Origin of the sequence: Campylobacter sp. RM16189 (genome assembly GCF_012978815.1) — a bacterium.
Taxonomy (GTDB): Bacteria; Campylobacterota; Campylobacteria; order Campylobacterales; family Campylobacteraceae; genus Campylobacter_A.
Genome location: NZ_LIWR01000005.1, coordinates 126918 through 145650 on the forward strand (window position 1 = coordinate 126918; position 18733 = coordinate 145650).

Consider the following 18733-nt stretch of genomic DNA (forward strand, 5'->3'; position numbering starts at 1 on the left):
AAACATGCTGTCAAATAGAGTTCAAGTATTAAGCGAATCGCTTACCATAGCTATCAGCTCACTTGCTAAAGAGATGAAAGCAAAAGGCGAAGATGTCGTGAGTTTTTCGGCTGGCGAGCCGGACTTTGACACTCCAAAAGCGATAAAGGACGCAGTCGTAAAAGCCCTTGATAAGGGATGTGGCAAATACACCGCGGTTCCGGGCTCTCCTGATGTCTTAAAAGCTATCGCTTCAAAGCTGGAGCGTGAAAACGGGCTAAAATACGAGACAAGCCAGATCATAACAAACGTAGGCGCCAAGCACTCGCTTTTTAACATCTTTCAAGCGCTGATCGATGACGGCGACGAGGTTATAATCCCAAGCCCTTACTGGGTAAGCTATCCCGAGATGGTGAAATTTAGCGGCGGTGTGCCTGTTTATATAGATACGTGCGAAAAGAGCGGATTTAAGATAACGCCTGAGCAACTAAAAGCGGCAATCACGCCAAAGAGCAAAATTTTAGTTCTAAACAGCCCTTGTAACCCAACAGGAGCGATATATAGTCGCGAAGAGCTGCTTGCTCTTGGAGAAGTTTTAAAAGATACGAAAATCATCGTAGCAAGCGATGAAATTTACGAAAAACTTAGCTATGACGCGCCTTTTGTGGCGGCCGCAAGCGTGAGTGAAGATATGTTTAAGCGCACTATCACGATCAACGGACTTAGCAAGTGCGGAGCGATGCCCGGCTGGAGATTTGGCTATATGGCAAGCGTGATACCTGAGCTAAACGCCGCGGTTAAAAGACTTCAAAGCCAAAGCACAAGCAACATAAGCTCGATCGTCCAAGAAGGAGCGATAGCTGGACTTTCCGGACAAGCCGATGAAGATATGGCTATGATGAGAGCGGAATTTATCAAGCGCAGAGATAAAGCGTGCGAGATGATAAACTCCATAAACGGACTTAGCGTGCTTAAGCCCGAAGGTGCGTTTTATCTCTTTGTAAACTGCTCTAAGGTTGAGCCTGACTCGATGAAATTTTGCCGCCGCTTGCTTGAAGAGGCGAAAGTAGCTTGCGTACCTGGAGTTGGATTTGGTATGGATGGATACTTTAGACTAAGCTTTGCTACAAGTATGGAAAATATCATAAAAGGCATAAGTAAAATTGGGGAATTTGTCAAAAATTACTAATATTTAAAGATGCAAAATGACCAATGTAACTATAAATGGCGCAAATTTTAAAATTCAATCCAAAACTATGGATGAGCTTAAGAGTGAAATTTTTAGCAATAAAGAGCTATATCAATTTTTAAAGAAATTTAGTGCTGAAAATCCGGATATCTTTATAATCAATGGCTTTGCAACCAGTGAAAATTTAGATATAAAAGATGGTGCAAATATTGTGCTCATAAAACGCGGAGTTATGCCTGAAGCTGGAATTTTACGTTCTATGATAGAGGCTAGAAACACGCCTGAACTAAATGACGCGCTCAAACATAGTTGCATTGGAGTAGCCGGACTTGGTGGACTTGGATCCAACATAGCTATTAGTCTGGCACGCGTAGGGGTTGCTAAGCTTGTACTCGTTGATTTTGACGTGGTTGAACCTAGCAACCTAAACCGCCAACATTACTTTATAAAACATATCGGAATGAAAAAAGCTGAAGCTTTAAAAAGTATGATTAGCGAAATTAATCCGTTTGTAAATGTAATTACTCATGATATTTTTTTAGATAGCTCAAATGTCGCGGAAATTTTTGCACCATGCTCCATAATCTGCGAGGCTTTTGATAATGTCGCAAGCAAAACTATGATAGTAAACGAAGCCGGAGCGAGCTTAAAAGATAAGCAAATTATCGCTGCCTCCGGAATGGCGGGATATCATAGTTCAAATTTAATAAAAACAATAAAATTTGCTAAAAATGTTCATATATGTGGTGATCTAAACAACGCCGCAAAAGTAGGACAAGGACTAATGGCACCGCGCGTAGCGATTTGCGCTAACCACCAAGCAAACCTTGCAATCCGCCTTATGATGAATTTAGAAGTATAATAAATTATTTTTTGTATTGTGTAAAAAGGTTTAGTTTTCCTATTTTTTAAAAAACCTTAATATCTTGGCTTGCATCTTAAAAAATTCGCCAAGCTCTAGTATAGGGTAAGCACCGGCGTATTTTTTACCGCCTTCTATACTTTTTGAGACACCTCCTCGTGCGGCAATTTGAGCAAAATCACCCACTTTTAGATGTCCTGTAGTGCCGCTTTGTCCGCCCATTACGACGTTTCTGCCTAGCTTACTTGAGCCTGCAAGACCGGTTTGGGCTACTATGAGGCAGCCTTGCCCTAATTCGCAGTTATGACCTATCTGCACGAGGTTATCTATCTTTGTGTGGCGCTTGATGATGGTTGGCTCAAACACGCCACGATCTATAGTAGTGCACGCGCCAATCTCGACAAAATCCTCTAAAATCACATTTCCGTTATGATAAATTTTTATATGCTCGCCCGTTTTTGTGTGCGCATAGCCGTAGCCGTCCGAGCCTATAACCGCATTTGCGTTTATGTGGCACTCATCGCCGATTACGCAGTCGTTATACACAACTACATTTGGATGCAAGATGCAGTTTTTGCCGACCTTTACGTTATCACCCAAAAAAACTCCCGGCATTAGCACACTGCCCTCGCCCACCGTTACGCCTGAGCCTATATATACGTTTTGCATTACTTTGGCACTAGGTGAAATTTGAGCCTCTTTTGGCGAGCTTGCAAAAAGCTCTTTTGCAAAAAATTTGCTTAAAATCGCAAATGCCAAATGAGCGTTTTCAACAACTATCGAGTGCATATTTGCAGGTACAAATTCCTTTAAATTTTCGCCTACGAGTATCGCTCCGGCCTTAGAATTTGCGATAAATTTGGCGTTTTTTTCGCCGTCACAATAGCTTAGTTCGCTATTTTTTGCATTGGCAAGCGAATTTAGCGCAGTTATCTCGCGCTCTTCACCTTCAAATTTCAGCTCTAAAATCTCATAAATTTCACTTAATTTCATCACATATCCATAAGCACCGACCCACCGCAAACGATGTCGATCGGATTGTATTTTTTGATGGCTTTTAAGAAATTTTTCACTCTAATCGTATCGTCAGCCACCATAACAACGATAAAATTTTCATTTGTGTTCGCAACTATGCCGTTATAAGCCTTAAGTATCGCGTCAAGTCCGCCTAAATTTTCACTCAGCGGAATTTTTACGAGCGCCATCTCTTTCTCGACAAATTCGCCAGTTTCTATAACTTTATAAGTAGGTATGAGCTTGTGAAGCTGCTTTACGATCTGCTCTAGCACCTTCTCATCGCCTACCGTTACGATACTAAGGCGAGATAAATTTGTCTCAGGTATCGGCGCAACGGTAAGGGTGTCGATATTATACCCACGCCCTGCAAAAAGCCCGGAAATGCGCGAAAGCACGCCGTGTTCGTTAAGAACGATGACTGAAATTACTCTTCTTATACTCATCTTCATTCCTTGCTTTTTAATATCATATTATATATCGCAGCCCCCGCAGGCACCATAGGAAGGACGTCTTCAAAGCGATCGACTCTAACATCAAGCATAGCCACCTTGCCAAGTTTGATCGCCTCTTTTAGCGCCTTTCTAAACTCATCTTTGGTTTTACAGACAAACCCTACTCCGCCAAAGCCCTCTACGATCTTTACGAAGTCAGGTTGCACGCTAAGATCGGTTGAAGAGTAGCGCTTCTCGTAAAAAAACGTCTGCCACTGGCGCACCATGCCCAAAAAGTTGTTATTTAGGATAATGTTAATGACCGCAATGTCGTTTTCTGCTGCGGTCATTAGCTCTTGGATGTTCATTAGAATCGATCCGTCGCCTGTAAAATTTATGACCGTTTTTTTAGGATCTGCACACTTTGAGCCAATCGCCGCAGGCAGACCGTATCCCATCGTGCCAAGCCCGCCGCTAGTTATGAGCTGTCTTGGTCGCGAAAACGGATAAAACTGCGCCGCCCACATCTGGTGCTGACCTACGTCGGTTGATATTATCGTATCATCGCCCGCTATCTTGGCAGTCTCTTCTATAACCCACTGCGGCTTTAAAATTTCATCGCTATCGCTGTATGCAAGCGGATTTAGCTTGTCGTAGCGAGAGAGGATATCTTTCCAGTCTTTGATGTTTTCAGGGTTTACTTCGACCTTTTCTATGAGCTCTTCAAGGACGAAATTTAGATCACCAACTATCGGAAAATGCGCGTTTACTATCTTTGAGATCGAGCTTGGATCGATATCCACGTGAATTATCTTTGCGTATCTTGCAAATTCGCTTAACTTGCCCGTTATCCTATCATCAAACCTCGCTCCAAGCGCGATAAGTAGGTCAGTCTCACTTAGCGCCATATTTGCAGCATAGCTTCCGTGCATACCTGCCATCGCAAGTAAATTTTCATCATCATGAGCTAAAACTCCAAGCCCCATGAGAGTCTCTATCGCAGGAATTCCTGTCTTTTTAGCAAATTTTCTCACAAGCTCACTGGCATTTGACGCTATAACTCCGCCACCCAAATAAAGCAGCGGTCTTTTAGCTACTGATATCGCTTCGGCAGCCTTTTTGATCTGCTTTGCGTTGCCTTTGTATGTAGGCTTATAGGTTAGCATTTTTATCTCTTGTGGATAATCAAAATCGCCAATCGCAGCGGTTATATCCTTTGGTATATCCACATGCACGGGACCCGGGCGACCTGAGCGAGCGATGTAAAACGCCTCTTTTAAGATTCTTGGAAGCTCTTCGATGCTATTTACTAAGTAGTTGTGTTTCACACAGGGGCGAGAAATTCCCACCGCGTCGATCTCCTGAAAGGCATCTGTGCCTATGAGCGAGCTTGCGACCTGACCGCTTATAAGCACGATAGGAATGCTATCAGAATACGCCGTAGCAAGCCCTGTAACGGCATTTGTAAATCCAGGACCGCTTGTTACAAAAGCCACTCCGACCTTGCCGCTTGCTCTTGCGTAACCATCAGCCGCGTGAACGGCAGCTTGCTCGTGGCGCACTAAAATATGCTTGAAATACTTTTGCTTGTAAGTTTCATCATAGATGTTAAGCGCCGCACCGCCAGGGTAGCCAAAAACTATCTCAACGCCCTCTTTATGCAAGGCTTCGCTGATCATCTGCGAGCCGGAAATTGCCTTTATCATAACAACGCCTTTTTTGAATTTGTTTAAATTATAAGCTTTATAGCTTTAAAAAGGCGTAAAATGAAATTTGGATTTTAAATTTTAACCCTCGTTTTGTTACGATATTGCAAGGGGTTTATAAGAATTTGGATAAATTTATCTGTTTGCGGTTGGTCGTTTTAGATTTTATGATTTTAGAGCAAATTTATATTTCGGGCAGAACCTGCATAGTTTGATTTAATTTTAAAAGTCTGTCCGTTGAGTGCACTCGGTCTAGTATGACCGAGCATAATGGCCAAAAATAAATTTTAGCCAAACCAAGCGATCAAAAAGGCCAGATAGCCTCCATAAGCTTCGTTCCCCACGGCTTTCTCGTTGATTTATCCACATCGCCTTCGGTTTTATATAAAATTTTTGCGTCCGCGATATATTTTGAGTCTATTTCATTAGAATTTGATATATCATAAGGTCTTATGACGCCGCTTAGCTGCACGATCTGCTTTTCTCCGTTTATAAGAAGCTCTCTTGAACCCTCGATAAAGTAGTTTCCGTTTTCAAGAACCTTGATAATACGTGCAGAGATCGTAGTTTTAAAACTTTCGGTTCTGCTATTTGATGCGGCACCACTAAATTCATTACCCCCGCCTGCACTAAAACCTATATCGCCAAGTTTGTTTAGCTGATTTGCTACTGTAGATAGTGGGGCTGAGCCGGCGCTAAATACACCTCCTGAGAGCTTTATCGTGCTATCTTTATTGGTATTTCTTTTACCGCTCGAGCTTTGATTTGCGCTTTCACTTATTATTACGGTTACTATATCATTGACATTCATGGCCTTTCTATCTGAAAAAAGCGGATTATCTCCCCTTCCAAATAGACTTCCCGTATTTGGCTGATTATTTATCTGCTTTGCCGGCAACTGCTCTACATATACCGGAGGCTTCATATCTATCTTAGGATCTGCACTTGGTACGCAACCGCTAAAAATAAGTGATACACAAACAAAGGAGAGATAAAATTTAGCATTCATAAAATTTACCTTAATCTGAATATTTATGATAAAATTAAGCAATTAAAGTTCCACTAATATTTAAGGAGAGTAGATGAAATCTAAAGGAATTTATCTAATAACTGCCAATTTTTCAAAAATTTATGAAATTATATCAGCAAAATTTAAAAATGTAACCGTATTTGAGCCGATAGGAGGTTTTGTATGCACCAAAGAGGCTGCGGTAGCATTTGAAAATGGTCATGAAAAAGAGCTTATAAAAAGCATTATAAAAGAATTTAACAGGCTGCAAAAAAAATATGATTTAGTAGTCGTTAGAGCCTTTGAAGCATTCTCAAATTTGGGGAAATTTGAGTTAAATTTACTTCTTGCCAGGCATCTTAACACTCCTGTTTTTAGTGAAAAAAATCTAAAAGCCCTAAATATCAACTCAAATTTAGTTATAAGTTCAAATTTAGACGAGGTTTTGGACGCGCAGCAGAGCATAATAACTCCTTTTAGATTTGAGAATTTACTAATAGAAACGGCAAGTAAAGACAAAAAAATGGTCGTTTTACCCGAGAGTAACGATGAGAGAATTCTAAAGGCTAGTGAGCTTTTAATGCAAACCGGTGCCGTAAATTTAACTCTTCTTGGAGACGAAACCGCCGTAAAAAGCAGAGCCGATGAGCTTGGTATAAATTTAAGCGGAGTTAAATTTATAAATTTAGAAAAAAACGTATTTCAAGAGAGCTTTGCAAAGGAGCTTTACGAGCTTAGAAAGCATAAAGGAATGAGTCTGGAAAAAGCAAAAGAGCTTATCCTGGATAAGACTTACTTTGGCACTATGATGGTGCAAACCGGACTTGCCGATGCCATGGTAAGCGGAGCTAGCACAAACACCGCAGATACCGTTAGACCGGCATTTCAAATCATAAAAACAACTCCTGATAGCCCATTAGTATCAAGCTCATTTGTAATGTGTATGGGCGAGGAAATTTTAATATATGCAGATTGCGCCGTAATACCAAATCCAGATGCTAATGCGCTAGCTCATATAGCAATCTCATCCGCTAAAACAGCGGTTGAGTTTGGAATAGAACCCAGAGTCGCCCTACTCTCATACGCCACTGGAAATAGTAGCGAAGGAAGCGACACAGATCTAGTCAAAGAGGCAAAAAAGATCATTAACGAGCTTGAACCTGAGCTTAAGGTTGAAGGACCTATACAATATGACGCAGCAATAGATATTGGAGTGGCTAGAAAGAAGATACCAAATAGCGAGGTAGCTGGACGCGCCAATGTCTTTGTATTTCCAAATTTAAATTCAGGCAATATAGGCTACAAAATAGCTCAAAGAAGCGGTCATTGCATAGCCATAGGACCTATTTTACAAGGATTAAAAAAACCGGTAAATGACCTAAGCAGAGGATGTTTGGTGGATGACATCATAAATACGGTTTTAATAACAGCAATACAAGCAGGAGAGAAAAAGTGAAAATTTTAGTCTTAAATTCGGGTAGCTCATCTATAAAATTTCAACTTTTTAATATGAAAGACAATCATGTCATAGCAAGCGGACTTATCGAAAAAATCGGCGAAAGCAGCTCATACGCCAAGCTAAAAGATACGGCTAAAGATAGGATATATGAGGAAAATTTAGCTATAAAAGATCACCACGAGGGACTTGAGGTGATGACAAGTCTTTTTGTGGCTTCAAATATACTGCACGATCTAAGCGAGCTTGACGGAATAGGACACAGGATAGTGCACGGCGGAGAGAGTTTTACAGAGTCTGCTTTGGTAAATAAAGATGTGATTACTAAAATAGAGCAAAACTCAATACTCGCCCCGCTTCATAATCCTGGACATCTAGCCGGCATAAGAAACGCCATGCAAGAGAGCGGCGAAAAGGTGCCTCATGTGGTTGTGTTTGATACGGTTTTTCATCAGACAATGCCTGAATATGCCTATAGATATGCCCTACCTTACGAGCTTTGCAAGCGCTTACATATCCGCAGATACGGCTTTCACGGCACATCACACCACTATGTGACAAAGACTGCCGCACAAATGCTTGACATAGATTATAGTAAATTTAACGCTATCTCTCTTCATCTTGGAAATGGCGCTTCTGTTTGTGCTATTCAAAATGGCAAAAGTGTGGATACTTCCATGGGGCTTAGTCCGCTTGAGGGGCTTATAATGGGCACAAGAAGCGGCGATATGGATCCTGCGATTATAACCTATCTGCTAAATTTAGGCGAACTAAAGGCTGATGAGATAGATGCCTTTTTAAACAAAAAGAGCGGACTGCTTGGAATTTGCGGCTCAAACGATATGAGAGAGGTAGTTGCAAAGATGGAACACGATGAAAGGGCTCACCTGGCCTTTGAGATGTTTTGCTACCGTATCAAAAAATATATCGGAGCTTACTATGCTGTGCTTGGGTGTGTTGATGCGCTTATCTTTACAGGCGGTATCGGAGAAAATGCACCATATAGTAGAGAGAAAATTTGCGGCGATTTAGCGCATCTTGGCATAAATATAGATCATAAATTAAATTTTGCTAAAGCAAGCGGAGCTAGGTGTATAGACGCTGACAAAGCATCTATAAAAACTTTAATCATTCCTACAAACGAAGAGCTTGAGATAGCACTTGAAACAAAAAGGGTGATAGAAAACAATTAAAATACGTAATTATGACAAAATAAATCTAAATTTAAGAGAACTAAATGAATAAAATCACTTGCGTTTGTCTGGGAACAAGAAATATGAAGAAGGCTCTGGAGTTTTATAGGGACAAATTAGGATTTAAAACTAACTGCAAAGAGAGTAATCCAAATGTTGTATTTTTCGATACTTTTGGAACAAAATTTGAGTTATTCCCACTTGAATTGCTAAGCAAGGACATTAATGAATCCAGCCCGCCGACAGGTAGCGGTTTTGCGGGAATTACGCTTGCTTATAATGTAAAGAGCAAAAAAGAGGTAGATGAGGTTATTGAGCTAGTAAGAAAGGCGGGAGGAGTAATCGTAAAAGAGCCGCAAGATGTCTTTTGGGGCGGATATCATGCCTATTTTACAGATTTGGACGGCTATTACTGGGAAGTGGTGTGGGGTCCTGATTTTAAATACGATGAAAACGGATTATTAAAATTTTAGTAAAGATAGAAAATATCATCTCAAAACACAATCTCATTTTATTGTTTCGCAAACTAATACAAGATGATTCCTATTTGCTTTTTAAAAGAGATATTTTACTATGTATTTGAGAAATTTAGGCTAGCCAAGATAGCTAGCCTAGCGCCTAAAAGGCTAAATTTTATAGATATTTGCAGGTAGCGCTTGTCTGGCGCAGGTGCCTACAAGCCAGTCATTAAGGCTAAATTTGCCTTTGCGTTTTGGATCAAGCAGACCAAGTAGGTTGTGGTTTATACCCACTTCGGTTCCTTCTATCCTAAGTGCCGGTTTGCCGTCTATATAGTGAGTTCTGGCACCAAATTCGGTGTGTCCAAAGCCGTGTTCAAGGCTTATAACGCCTTTTGCAACGCCGTTTGTTACAAATGCCGTGCCTTTTGCGCTTGCGTATGGAGTTACGATTTTCACCTCATCACCCGTTTTGATACCCTTCTCTTTTGCTATATCTTCGCTGATACGCACGAAATTTACGGGATGTATGCTTCTCATCCTATCACTCATTATAGTGTAGTAGTGCTGCGCGTTTGATTTTTTCGAGCTTACTAGATATTTCCACTCGGATTTCGGGAAGAATTTTTCAAGCGGAGTTCCGTCGCTTGCCACAGGCTTCATCAGCGTAGGAGTGCCAGGCATGTATTCGCCCGTGATAGAGTGGCGATGTCCGCCAAGCGGCTCGTAGTATATCGAGGCGGGATTTGGCGCAGGCACTTTTACAGTCGCCTTATCACCCTTATATGCAGTCGTATAATCATCGTATCTTCCGCCTTTTGCAAGCACGTGAGCGACCTTTGCCACCTCTTCTTTTTTGAGATATTTTTCTATCTTTGGCATAACTCTGTGAATTTTACTAAGCTCGGCATCTTCTTTGCTGATGTCGCTTACCGCTTCGCCGTCAAAGGCCAAATTCGCAAGTGCGGCAGCATAAAACTGCTCTTTATTGTCTAAATCCATAGCATTGCCGTCTTTATCCTTAAAGGCACCCTTGCCAAAGCCTTTTAGTCCAAGCTTTTTAGCGATAGTTATATAAAATAGCTCCACATCTATCGGCGTGCCGTTTTTATCCCTATCTTGTCTTGGAGTTACCGCAGGATAGCGCACGACTGAAGTTTTGGTTATAGTTCCCCAAAGTGCGTTTGGCATACCCCAGTTTTCTAAATTTAACCCGTCAGGCACGATGTAGTCGGCATACGCGTTAGTTTCATTCATAAATGCGTCTATACCGATAAATAGCGGCAGATCACGGCTATCTTTTAGAGAGTCTTTCACCGCCGTTTCAAGCCCAGCTTGTCCGTAGATGACGTTTGTCATGTAGTTGATGAAAATTTTAGCCTTATAAGGATATCCAACCGCATGACTTGTAAGAGTTTCGTTTATAAGCGGCATAGAGATAGGATACCAAGGTTGCTGTGCAGGATAGCCCGTGCCGCCCGCTGCTACTTTGCGCTTAAATTCCGAGCTTGTCTCGTAGTATTTGCCCGAGCGGGACAAATTCACACCGCTTGGCTTATATGCGCCGTCAAATTTCTCAAGCTCATATCTGCCGCTCATAAATTTATGCGTGCCTGCGCTTGCATTTACGTTTCCGCCTTTGTAGCCGTAAGTGCCCATGAGTGTATTTAAGCAAAGTATCGCGTAAGTACTCATTGCAGCTTGCGTATGCATCATGCCGCCGTGGACGTTCGTGCTTACTTGGCGACCGTTTTTTGTGAAATTTTCACAAAGCCAAAGTATATCATCCATGCTCACGCCGCAAAGCTCCGAATACTCTTTCATGGTGTGCTTGAAGGCCGACTCTTTAAGAAGCTGCATAGAGCTTTTTACCGCTACTTTTTTGCCCTCTATTTCTATCTTGCCTTTGTAGTAGAGTTTAGCAGGCTCATTTACTTTATAGCTTTGGATTTTACCGCTTTGCGAGCATACTTGCCACTCGTCATTAACTCGCGCAAATTTGCCGTAATCTTTATGTCCTTTTTGAGTTATGACTAGGTGAGTTGCGTTGCACCAGTGAATTTCGCCTGCCAGCTTGGCTTGCTCTAAATTCGGCTGGATGAGGTAGTTTGTAGCGTATTTTTCATTTTCGATTATCCATCTTATCATCGCCATAGCAAGCGCTGAATCCATACCGGGCTTTATGCCTATCCAGCGAGCCTTATCGCTTGTGGCGTATTTGATAGAATTTGAAACCGTCGGATCGATGACAGCGTAAGTAAATCCGTTATCCGAGCTTCTTGCGTAAGACACCATCTTAGCTTGCTTTTGGAAAGGATTTCCGCCATTACCCGGCGAAGTACCCCAATAAATACTAAATTTAGAGTGCTCGTAATCAGGCTTAGTATGAGCAAATCCGCCCGCGTTGTGAGCTATCTTGCCGCCCGCTCTAAATCCGCCGCCGCAAATTCCTCCGTGCGAGTAGTGATTAACGGTGCCAAATGACTTTTTCATAAATCTATCAACGATATCGCTTCTGCCGTCATATAGATAAAAGCTTAAGAGCTGGTTGCGTTTGGTGCCGTATTCGGGATTTTCGGGATCGATTAGCTCATCGGAGTAGATAGCACGAAGTCCGTCTACGTGTCCTTCTCCAAATAGATCTCCACCCTCGACAACCTCTTCTATGAGCTGCTCAAAGCTGATAGTCTGCCACTTACCCTCGCCTCTTTTGCCAACTCTTTTAAGCGGAGAGAGAATTCTAATCGGCGAATAAAGCATCTCAGGAAGCATAGCGCCCCTAACGCAAACGGTAGCTCGCTGATCGTCATTGCCGCTTCTGGTCGTAGCTATTAGCGCGTCGTTTATAGAGGTGTTGTAAGGCATCCAATGGAAATTTGCAAGCGGATGGAAAGGATTTCCCACCGAGCGAAGAACGCGATCATTTTTATCGTCTATATGAAGCCTAAGACCGCATTTTGTGGTGCACCCGTGACACATAGAAAATACTATGGAGTGTCCTTCATTCATGACGACTTTGCCGTCTATTACTTTAAATTCAGGCTCATGAGAATTTCCTTGCACCTTATAATCATCTACTTTTTCATCTTTATTTGCAACGGCAGCCACAGGAAGAGCCGAAGCGATCATAGCTTTTTTAATAAAATCTCGTCTTTGCATCTTTAGCTCCTCTTAAAGCGTTATCTCTTCGTTCCAGTGAACGACTCGTTTATAGCCTGCTTCCTTCTCCGCTTCTACGTCGTTTTTGGTTAAAACCTCGCTAACACCGTAGTAAAACACTTGCGGATTTGTATTTTTCGGACTATCTATAACCATAGTCTCGTGAGTTGCTAAAAATTTTCTGATATTTGAATTTGGATCGTTTAAGTCGCCCATTATACGGCTTCCGCCTACACAGGTTTCCACACAGCTTGGAAGAAGTCCCGCACGAAGTCTATGATCACAGAATGTGCATTTATCGGCTTTTAGAGTAGTTGGATTAAAATATCTTGCGTGATACGGACAGGCCTCAACGCAAAGCGCGCAGCCTATGCACTCGCTGCTGTTTATCTTAACGATACCGTTGCTTCTTTGATGGCTTGCGCCAGTTGGACACATATCGATACAAGCAGGGCTTTCGCAGTGATTGCAAAGTCTTGGAAGTGAAGCCATAGCAGCTCTTTTACCGTCTTTTGCGTAAGCTTCGTATTCTGAAACTATAGTTCTAAACATCCCTGCGGGAACGTCATTTTCCATAGCACAGTTCATAGTACAGGATTGACATCCGATACAGCGCGTAAGGTCTATCACCATACCAAAGCGCTCCCCTTTACCCTCTTCAAACTTAGTCGGTGCGGCTTTTAAAGCGGTAGCCGCAACAAACAGTCCCGCAGCAGCCATAAAACTGCGACGCGAATTACAGGTTGATTGCATTCTTTTCCCCTTTATCAAAAAGTTTAAAACTTGAGAAATTTAACATAAATTAACTTAAAGTTATTGTTAAATTTAACTTTTTATTTTAATTATATTTTCAGGTGTATAAATTTGATATAATTTCCATTATCTAAAATTTCGCAAGGAAAACATTTGAAATACCCGCTTGATTGTAAAGATAGTTTTGAAAAGTCATTTCTTTTTTGGCTAACGAGATACGTTAAATTTAAGCTAAGTTCGCTTTCAAACAAGGAGCTAAGAGACCCAAAAGCTCTTGCTAGCGTAAATTATTCTTTAAGTCGTAGCGTAAGGAGCATAAACGAGCTTGACGGACTTGTAAAATCAGCTAGAAACGCTGGACTTACCGGTATAAATACCTACTTTAACCCACTTAAAAAAATTTATGAAACGCTTTGTTTTTACGAGCTTGAGAGCTTAAAACAGATAGACGAAGAGCTTTTAAGCGAAATTTTAGCTAGCACGACGGGCGGACTAAGCGATGCAAGCAAGAAAAACTACAGAATTTCGGTTATAAATTTCTTTTCGTTTTTAGATAAGCAAAACGAAGAGGACGGCAGAACCCACATATACGATATCTCGCTTAAAAACTGGGGCGGCATAAGCGGAACGCGGGGACAAAAACTGCCTGAATTTATGAGCGAGGAAGAAGTTAAGAGGTTTTTAGAAGCTATCGAAAATAGCGACTTTAAGGTAAATACAAACAGAAACAAGCTCATCATAAAGACGATAATATTTACGGGAATTCGCGTGAGCGAGGCTCTGAATTTAAAGCGCAAGGATATAACGGAAGATGGCGATTTATACACTATAAGAATTCGCGGCAAAGGCAACAAATACAGAATAGTAATGATAAAGCGCCACCTCATAGAAGCTCATCTTGACGCGATAGCGATAAACTATATAAATAAAGAAGGCTATCTCTTTATAAACAAAAAAGGTACGCGCCTAACGCAAGCTTACGTAAGTAGGATAGTCGAGCAAATTTTGTTTAAGGCAGGAATTCGCAAGGAAAAAAACGGCGCTCACATGCTTCGCCACACCTTTGCGACAATGTTATATAAAAAGCAAAAAGATCTTGTGCTAGTGCAAGAAGCACTCGGGCATGCAAGCTTAAATACATCGCGAATTTATACGCATTTTGATAGCGAGAAGCTAAAGCTGGCAGCCCAAATCGCAGAGGATATGAATTCAAAAAACTAAGATAAAGCTAAAGCTTAAAACAGCTTTGAGGTATATAAATATTTGACTTAAGTTTTATTAAAAAAGCTGTTTATGTCGCAAATTTTACTGCAAGTTATCGCGACTAATCAAAATAATAACGAGTAAGTAAAGAGCCTTAAATAGGCTCTTTAAACTATCTTAAAACTTCTATGGATATATCTTCACCGTTTGAGCTTATCACGATCTCATCGCCACTTTCAAGCTCGTCTTTTAGTATCATATCGGCTAAGCGGTCTTCTACCAGCTCATAAAGTGCGCGCCTAAGCGGTCTAGCGCCATATACTATGTCAAATCCGGCTTTGGCTATAAATTTCTTAGCCTCTTCAGTCATGCTAGCCTTAATGCCGCGATTTAGAAGCGTCTTTTCAAGCTCTTTAAACATAATTGCTACGATTTGAACAAGCCCTTCTTCGCTTAGCGGATTAAAGATGATAGTATCATCAAGCCTGTTTAAAAACTCTGGCTTAAAGTAGCTTTTCAGCTCGTTTTTAACAGCCTCTTCTCTCTGCTCACCCTTTAAATCCATGATAAAATTTGAAGCGATGTTTGAGGTTAGGATAATGATCGTATTTTTAAAATCAACAGTCACACCTTTATTATCAGTAGCTCGCCCGTCATCCATAATGCCAAGCAGGATATTAAATACATCTTTATGCGCCTTTTCTATCTCGTCAAATAGTATCACGCTATAAGGGCGCCTTCTAACGGCCTCGGTTAGCTGTCCTCCCTCATCATATCCTACATATCCCGGAGGCGCCCCAAGAAGCCTTGAGACGCTGTGCTTTTCCATATATTCGCTCATGTCAAAGCGTATAAGCGACCTTTCGTCATCAAACAAAAATTTAGCCAAAGCCTTAGCCGACTGGGTCTTACCCACACCTGTTGGACCAAGGAAAAGAAACGAACCTATCGGGCGAGAACCTTCATTAAGTCCCGCTTTATTTCGTTTGATAGCTCTTGCTAGAGCGTGAAGCGCAGGATCTTGTCCTACCACGCTATCTCTTAAGTGATCCTCTATCATCAGATATTTTTGCTTCTCGCTCGTTAGCATCTTTGAAACCGAAATTCCCGTCCACTTGCTTAAAATTCCCGCAACAAGCTCTTCATCAACTTGATTTTTAAGCAACACGCCCGCCTTTTTCATCTCTTCCCACTTTACCTCAAGCTCTTTTTGGCGATTTGAAGCATCTAAAATTTTGCCGTATTCTATCTCGGCAGCCTTTTGAAGATCGCCGTTTCTACGAGCTATCTCAGCCTCGTTTTTAAGAGTTTCTATCTCTTTTTTTGCATTTGAAATTCCGTTAAATACGCTCTTTTCATTTTCAAATTTCACTTCAAGAGCTTGCTTTTTCTCGTTTAAATCGGCAATTTCTTTCTCTATCTCTTTAAGACGCTCTTCGTTTTTAGCCTCATCTTCCATCTTAAGCGCCTCTTTTTCAACCTGCAAGGTAACTATCTCGCGCTTAATCTTAGCCAGCTCATAAGGCTCGCTTTCTATCTGCATCTTAAGCTCGGCAGCCGCTTCATCGATTAAATCTATCGCCTTATCAGGCAAAAAGCGGTTTGAGATATAGCGGTCGCTTAGCTTTGCAGCCGCTACCAAAGCGCTGTCAGTTATGCTTACACTATGATGAACCTCTAAACGCTCCTTTATACCGCGCAAAATTTGCAAGGCCTCATTTACACTTGGCTCTTTTACATCAATCGGCTGAAATCTACGCTGGAGTGCGGCATCCTTTTCAAAATACTTTCTATACTCTTTTAGCGTCGTTGCACCCACGGCATGCAGCTCTCCGCGCGCTAGTGCAGGCTTTAGTATGTTTGCTGCGTCCATACTTCCCTCGCTCGCTCCCGCACCTACGATAGTATGAATTTCATCGATAAAAAGTATGATATTTCCCGCGCTTTTTACCTCGTTTATGACGGCTTTTAGCCTATCTTCAAATTCACCCCTATACTTTGCGCCAGCGATAAGAGCGCTCATATCAAGCGCGATGACTCGCTTGTTCATAAGACTTACGGGAACGTCTTTTGAAACTATCTTTTGAGCTAGCCCCTCGACTATCGCCGTTTTTCCGACACCCGGTTCGCCAAGTAAGATAGGATTGTTTTTGCTCTTTCTTATTAGAATTTGCATCATCCTAGTTATCTCTTCATCTCGTCCGATAACCGGATCAAGCTCGGCGTTTATAGCCTTTTTGGTTAGATCGATACCGAATTTTTCCAAACTATCAAGAGTTTCGTCGCTTGTTTGAGTGTCTATCTTGCGCCCTGCCCTAATGGCTTCTAAACTCTTTTTGATCTCAAGCACATCGGTAAATTTAGCCAAAATTTCTCTTATCTCTTTAAGCTCTAAAGCCGAAATTATCCAAGTATCAACCGCTATAAAGCTATCGCCCATACTTACCATAAGAGCCTTTGCGCTCTCAAGCGAATTTAAAAGCTCGCGAGAAATTTGGATATTTTCTTTGCTTACATTCGAGCTTGTCGCAAGGCTTGAAATTTTGCTTTTGACCTCTAAATCAACAGCATTTTTTGAGATTGACATCTGATTAAAGACTTGATTTAGTATGGAAGCCGAGTCCGTAACCAACCCCCAAAAAACGTGCAAAGGCAAGACTTGCGGATTTTTAGCGTGCAAAGCTAAACTTATACCGTTTTCAAGAGCTTCTTGCATCTGTGCAGTTAAACTTTCACCTATGTTTGCCATTTTATCTCCTTATTTAGTTTTATATTATTTATATTATATAACTTTAGTGAAGTATTGTCAAGTTTCATTAGTATATGCATTGCATATAAATATATAAATTTGGTTATAATTTGTAAAAAATTTAACGCAAAATTTATACAAATCAATCTTTTAATTTCTAAAATTTAAATCCATAATAGCTTAAATTTAGCGACTTTTTATACAATTTTTTCTATAATTAAGCCCATTTAATATATAGGAGAATTCTTTGAGTAGGAAGGGGATTTTTTTCACTTCAGGACTGATTTCTGTAGCACTTACCGCCACATTAATCACAGCAAACCTGAATGCAAAAAACAATGAAGATGATGCGAGCGCAAGAGTGGAAGCTCTATCTAAGCTTACAAAGACAATATCAACGGTTGAAAAATACTATGTAGATGATATGAAATTTAAAGAGATCGTAGATAAGGCGATCGAAGGGCTTTTAAACAACCTTGATGCGCATTCTGGATTTTTAAACGAAAAAGCCTTTAAGGATATGCAAGTTCAGACAAACGGTGAATTTGGAGGACTTGGTATCACGGTAGGCATTAAAGATGGTGCACTTACCGTTATATCACCTATCGAAGGCACACCTGCGGATAAGGCTGGAGTAAAGAGTGGTGATATCATCCTGAGAATAGACGGCAATGCAACCCTTGGAACGACTATAGAAGAGGCTGTAAACAAGATGCGCGGCAAGCCTAAAACGCCTATAACCATAACAATAGTAAGAAAAGGCGAGCCAAAGCCGTTTGACATCAAACTGATTCGCGATATAATATCTGTAGAATCAGTCTATGCAAAGATGATAGAAAATGAAAATATACTCTATCTTAGAGTAACAAATTTCGATAAACATGTTACTCAAAAAGCTGAAGATTTTATTAAAAAATATCCAAAAGCGGAAGGTATTGTTCTAGATCTTCGTAATAACCCTGGCGGACTTTTAAACCAAGCGGTCGGACTTACAAATTTATTCGTAGATAGCGGAATAATCGTCTCTCAAAAAGGAAGAAATTCAAGTGAAAATTCAGAATACAAGGCATCAAGAAGCAACAAAATAACAAATCTTCCTTTGGTTGTTTTGGTAAACGGCGGAAGTGCAAGCGCTAGCGAGATTGTAAGCGGTTCTCTACAAGATCATAAAAGAGCTGTTGTTGTAGGAGAAAACACATTTGGCAAAGGAAGCGTGCAGATAATATTACCGGTAGACGGAAAAGAGGCGCTAAGGCTTACTATAGCTAGATATTACCTGCCAAGTGGGCGAACAATACAAGCGGTAGGCGTAACTCCTGATATAAAAGTATTTCCTGGCAAGGTTCCTCAAGAGGAATCGAGTATGTTTGCGATAAAAGAGAGTGAATTAAAAAAACATCTTGAAAATGAGCTAACAAAAATCGCAGACCATAAGCAAGATACAAATTTAACAGCTAAAAAAGATGAAGCAAAAGAAGATAAGACTATACTGGCTCAAGCAAAAGTCAATGAGGACATGCAGCTAAAATCTGCTATAGATGCTATAAAAGTGTTAAAAATCAAATAAAT

14 protein-coding genes are annotated in these 18733 nt (G+C 41.0%); 7 read left to right on the forward strand and 7 right to left on the reverse strand.

What is annotated here, in order from left to right; all coding sequences use genetic code 11:
- The first annotated feature begins 4 nt into the window (after positions 1-4).
- Both CDOM16189_RS04985 and thiF read left to right on the forward strand, forming a co-directional pair.
- Entirely contained in the window at positions 5-1168 is a 1164-nt protein-coding gene (locus tag CDOM16189_RS04985; RefSeq protein WP_169974603.1) for a pyridoxal phosphate-dependent aminotransferase, read from the forward strand.
- Between the two features lie 67 nt (positions 1169-1235).
- Positions 1236-2030 carry a sulfur carrier protein ThiS adenylyltransferase ThiF gene (gene thiF, locus CDOM16189_RS04990; RefSeq protein ID WP_502707252.1) on the forward strand — a complete coding sequence of 265 codons (795 nt, stop codon included), beginning with the start codon at positions 1236-1238 and terminating at the stop codon, positions 2028-2030.
- Between the two features lie 39 nt (positions 2031-2069).
- Here the strand turns inward: thiF and lpxD are convergent, their stop codons facing one another.
- From lpxD to flgH, 4 genes are all read right to left on the reverse strand, one after another.
- Positions 2070-3023, reverse strand: a complete 954-nt coding sequence (gene lpxD, locus CDOM16189_RS04995; RefSeq protein WP_169974598.1) for a UDP-3-O-(3-hydroxymyristoyl)glucosamine N-acyltransferase — start codon at positions 3021-3023, stop codon at positions 2070-2072.
- The gene (ilvN, locus tag CDOM16189_RS05000) at positions 3023-3484 is read right to left on the reverse strand and encodes an acetolactate synthase small subunit (RefSeq protein ID WP_169974823.1); all 462 of its coding nucleotides are present in this window, start codon (positions 3482-3484) and stop codon (positions 3023-3025) included. The genes lpxD and ilvN overlap by 1 nt, the downstream gene beginning before the upstream one ends.
- Before the next feature lie 8 nt (positions 3485-3492).
- Positions 3493-5181, reverse strand: coding sequence for an acetolactate synthase large subunit (locus tag CDOM16189_RS05005; protein WP_169974821.1), 1689 nt, complete (start codon positions 5179-5181; stop codon positions 3493-3495).
- 307 nt (positions 5182-5488) lie between these two features.
- Positions 5489-6193 (reverse strand): flagellar basal body L-ring protein FlgH, encoded by a 705-nt coding sequence (gene flgH / locus CDOM16189_RS05010; protein WP_169974596.1) that lies wholly within the window; start codon positions 6191-6193, stop codon positions 5489-5491.
- A gap of 73 nt (positions 6194-6266) precedes the next feature.
- On the opposite strand from flgH, the gene pta reads away from it, so the two are divergent.
- From pta to CDOM16189_RS05025, 3 genes are read left to right on the forward strand one after another with little or no spacing between them, the layout of a single operon-like run.
- Positions 6267-7649 (forward strand): phosphate acetyltransferase, encoded by a 1383-nt coding sequence (pta, locus tag CDOM16189_RS05015; RefSeq protein ID WP_169974594.1) that lies wholly within the window; start codon positions 6267-6269, stop codon positions 7647-7649.
- On the forward strand, positions 7646-8842 hold the full coding sequence (locus tag CDOM16189_RS05020) for an acetate/propionate family kinase (protein WP_169974592.1): 1197 nt from the start codon (positions 7646-7648) through the stop codon (positions 8840-8842). Before pta ends, CDOM16189_RS05020 begins: the two co-directional genes overlap by 4 nt.
- A 44-nt stretch (positions 8843-8886) precedes the next feature.
- Positions 8887-9315 carry a VOC family protein gene (locus CDOM16189_RS05025; RefSeq protein ID WP_169974591.1) on the forward strand — a complete coding sequence of 143 codons (429 nt, stop codon included), beginning with the start codon at positions 8887-8889 and terminating at the stop codon, positions 9313-9315.
- 153 nt (positions 9316-9468) lie between these two features.
- Here the strand turns inward: CDOM16189_RS05025 and CDOM16189_RS05030 are convergent, their stop codons facing one another.
- Positions 9469-12459: a molybdopterin-dependent oxidoreductase gene (locus CDOM16189_RS05030; RefSeq protein WP_169974590.1), complete on the reverse strand. Its 2991-nt coding sequence runs from the start codon at positions 12457-12459 to the stop codon at positions 9469-9471.
- A 12-nt stretch (positions 12460-12471) separates the two neighbouring features.
- Positions 12472-13212, reverse strand: coding sequence for a 4Fe-4S dicluster domain-containing protein (locus tag CDOM16189_RS05035; RefSeq protein ID WP_169940815.1), 741 nt, complete (start codon positions 13210-13212; stop codon positions 12472-12474).
- 153 nt (positions 13213-13365) lie between these two features.
- On the opposite strand from CDOM16189_RS05035, the gene CDOM16189_RS05040 reads away from it, so the two are divergent.
- Positions 13366-14433 (forward strand): tyrosine-type recombinase/integrase, encoded by a 1068-nt coding sequence (locus CDOM16189_RS05040; protein WP_170000790.1) that lies wholly within the window; start codon positions 13366-13368, stop codon positions 14431-14433.
- A 154-nt stretch (positions 14434-14587) separates the two neighbouring features.
- Here CDOM16189_RS05040 and CDOM16189_RS05045 read toward each other — a convergent pair whose 3' ends face one another.
- A complete protein-coding gene (locus tag CDOM16189_RS05045) occupies positions 14588-17164 on the reverse strand; it encodes an ATP-dependent Clp protease ATP-binding subunit (RefSeq protein WP_169974588.1) in 2577 nt (858 codons plus the stop codon).
- 262 nt (positions 17165-17426) lie between these two features.
- Here CDOM16189_RS05045 and CDOM16189_RS05050 point away from each other — a divergent pair, with 262 nt between their 5' ends.
- The gene (locus tag CDOM16189_RS05050) at positions 17427-18731 is read left to right on the forward strand and encodes a S41 family peptidase (protein ID WP_502707253.1); all 1305 of its coding nucleotides are present in this window, start codon (positions 17427-17429) and stop codon (positions 18729-18731) included.
- The last annotated feature ends 2 nt before the right edge of the window (positions 18732-18733 follow it).

Coding starts and splice junctions, on each gene's coding strand:
- CDOM16189_RS04985 (WP_169974603.1), top strand. CDS start 5: ATGCTGTCAAATAGAGTTCAAGTATTAAGCGAATCGCTTACCATAGCT.
- thiF (WP_502707252.1), top strand. CDS start 1,236: ATGGATGAGCTTAAGAGTGAAATTTTTAGCAATAAAGAGCTATATCAA.
- lpxD (WP_169974598.1), bottom strand. CDS start 3,023: ATGAAATTAAGTGAAATTTATGAGATTTTAGAGCTGAAATTTGAAGGT.
- flgH (WP_169974596.1), bottom strand. CDS start 6,193: ATGAATGCTAAATTTTATCTCTCCTTTGTTTGTGTATCACTTATTTTT.
- pta (WP_169974594.1), top strand. CDS start 6,267: ATGAAATCTAAAGGAATTTATCTAATAACTGCCAATTTTTCAAAAATT.
- CDOM16189_RS05025 (WP_169974591.1), top strand. CDS start 8,887: ATGAATAAAATCACTTGCGTTTGTCTGGGAACAAGAAATATGAAGAAG.
- CDOM16189_RS05030 (WP_169974590.1), bottom strand. CDS start 12,459: ATGCAAAGACGAGATTTTATTAAAAAAGCTATGATCGCTTCGGCTCTT.
- CDOM16189_RS05035 (WP_169940815.1), bottom strand. CDS start 13,212: ATGCAATCAACCTGTAATTCGCGTCGCAGTTTTATGGCTGCTGCGGGA.
- CDOM16189_RS05045 (WP_169974588.1), bottom strand. CDS start 17,164: ATGGCAAACATAGGTGAAAGTTTAACTGCACAGATGCAAGAAGCTCTT.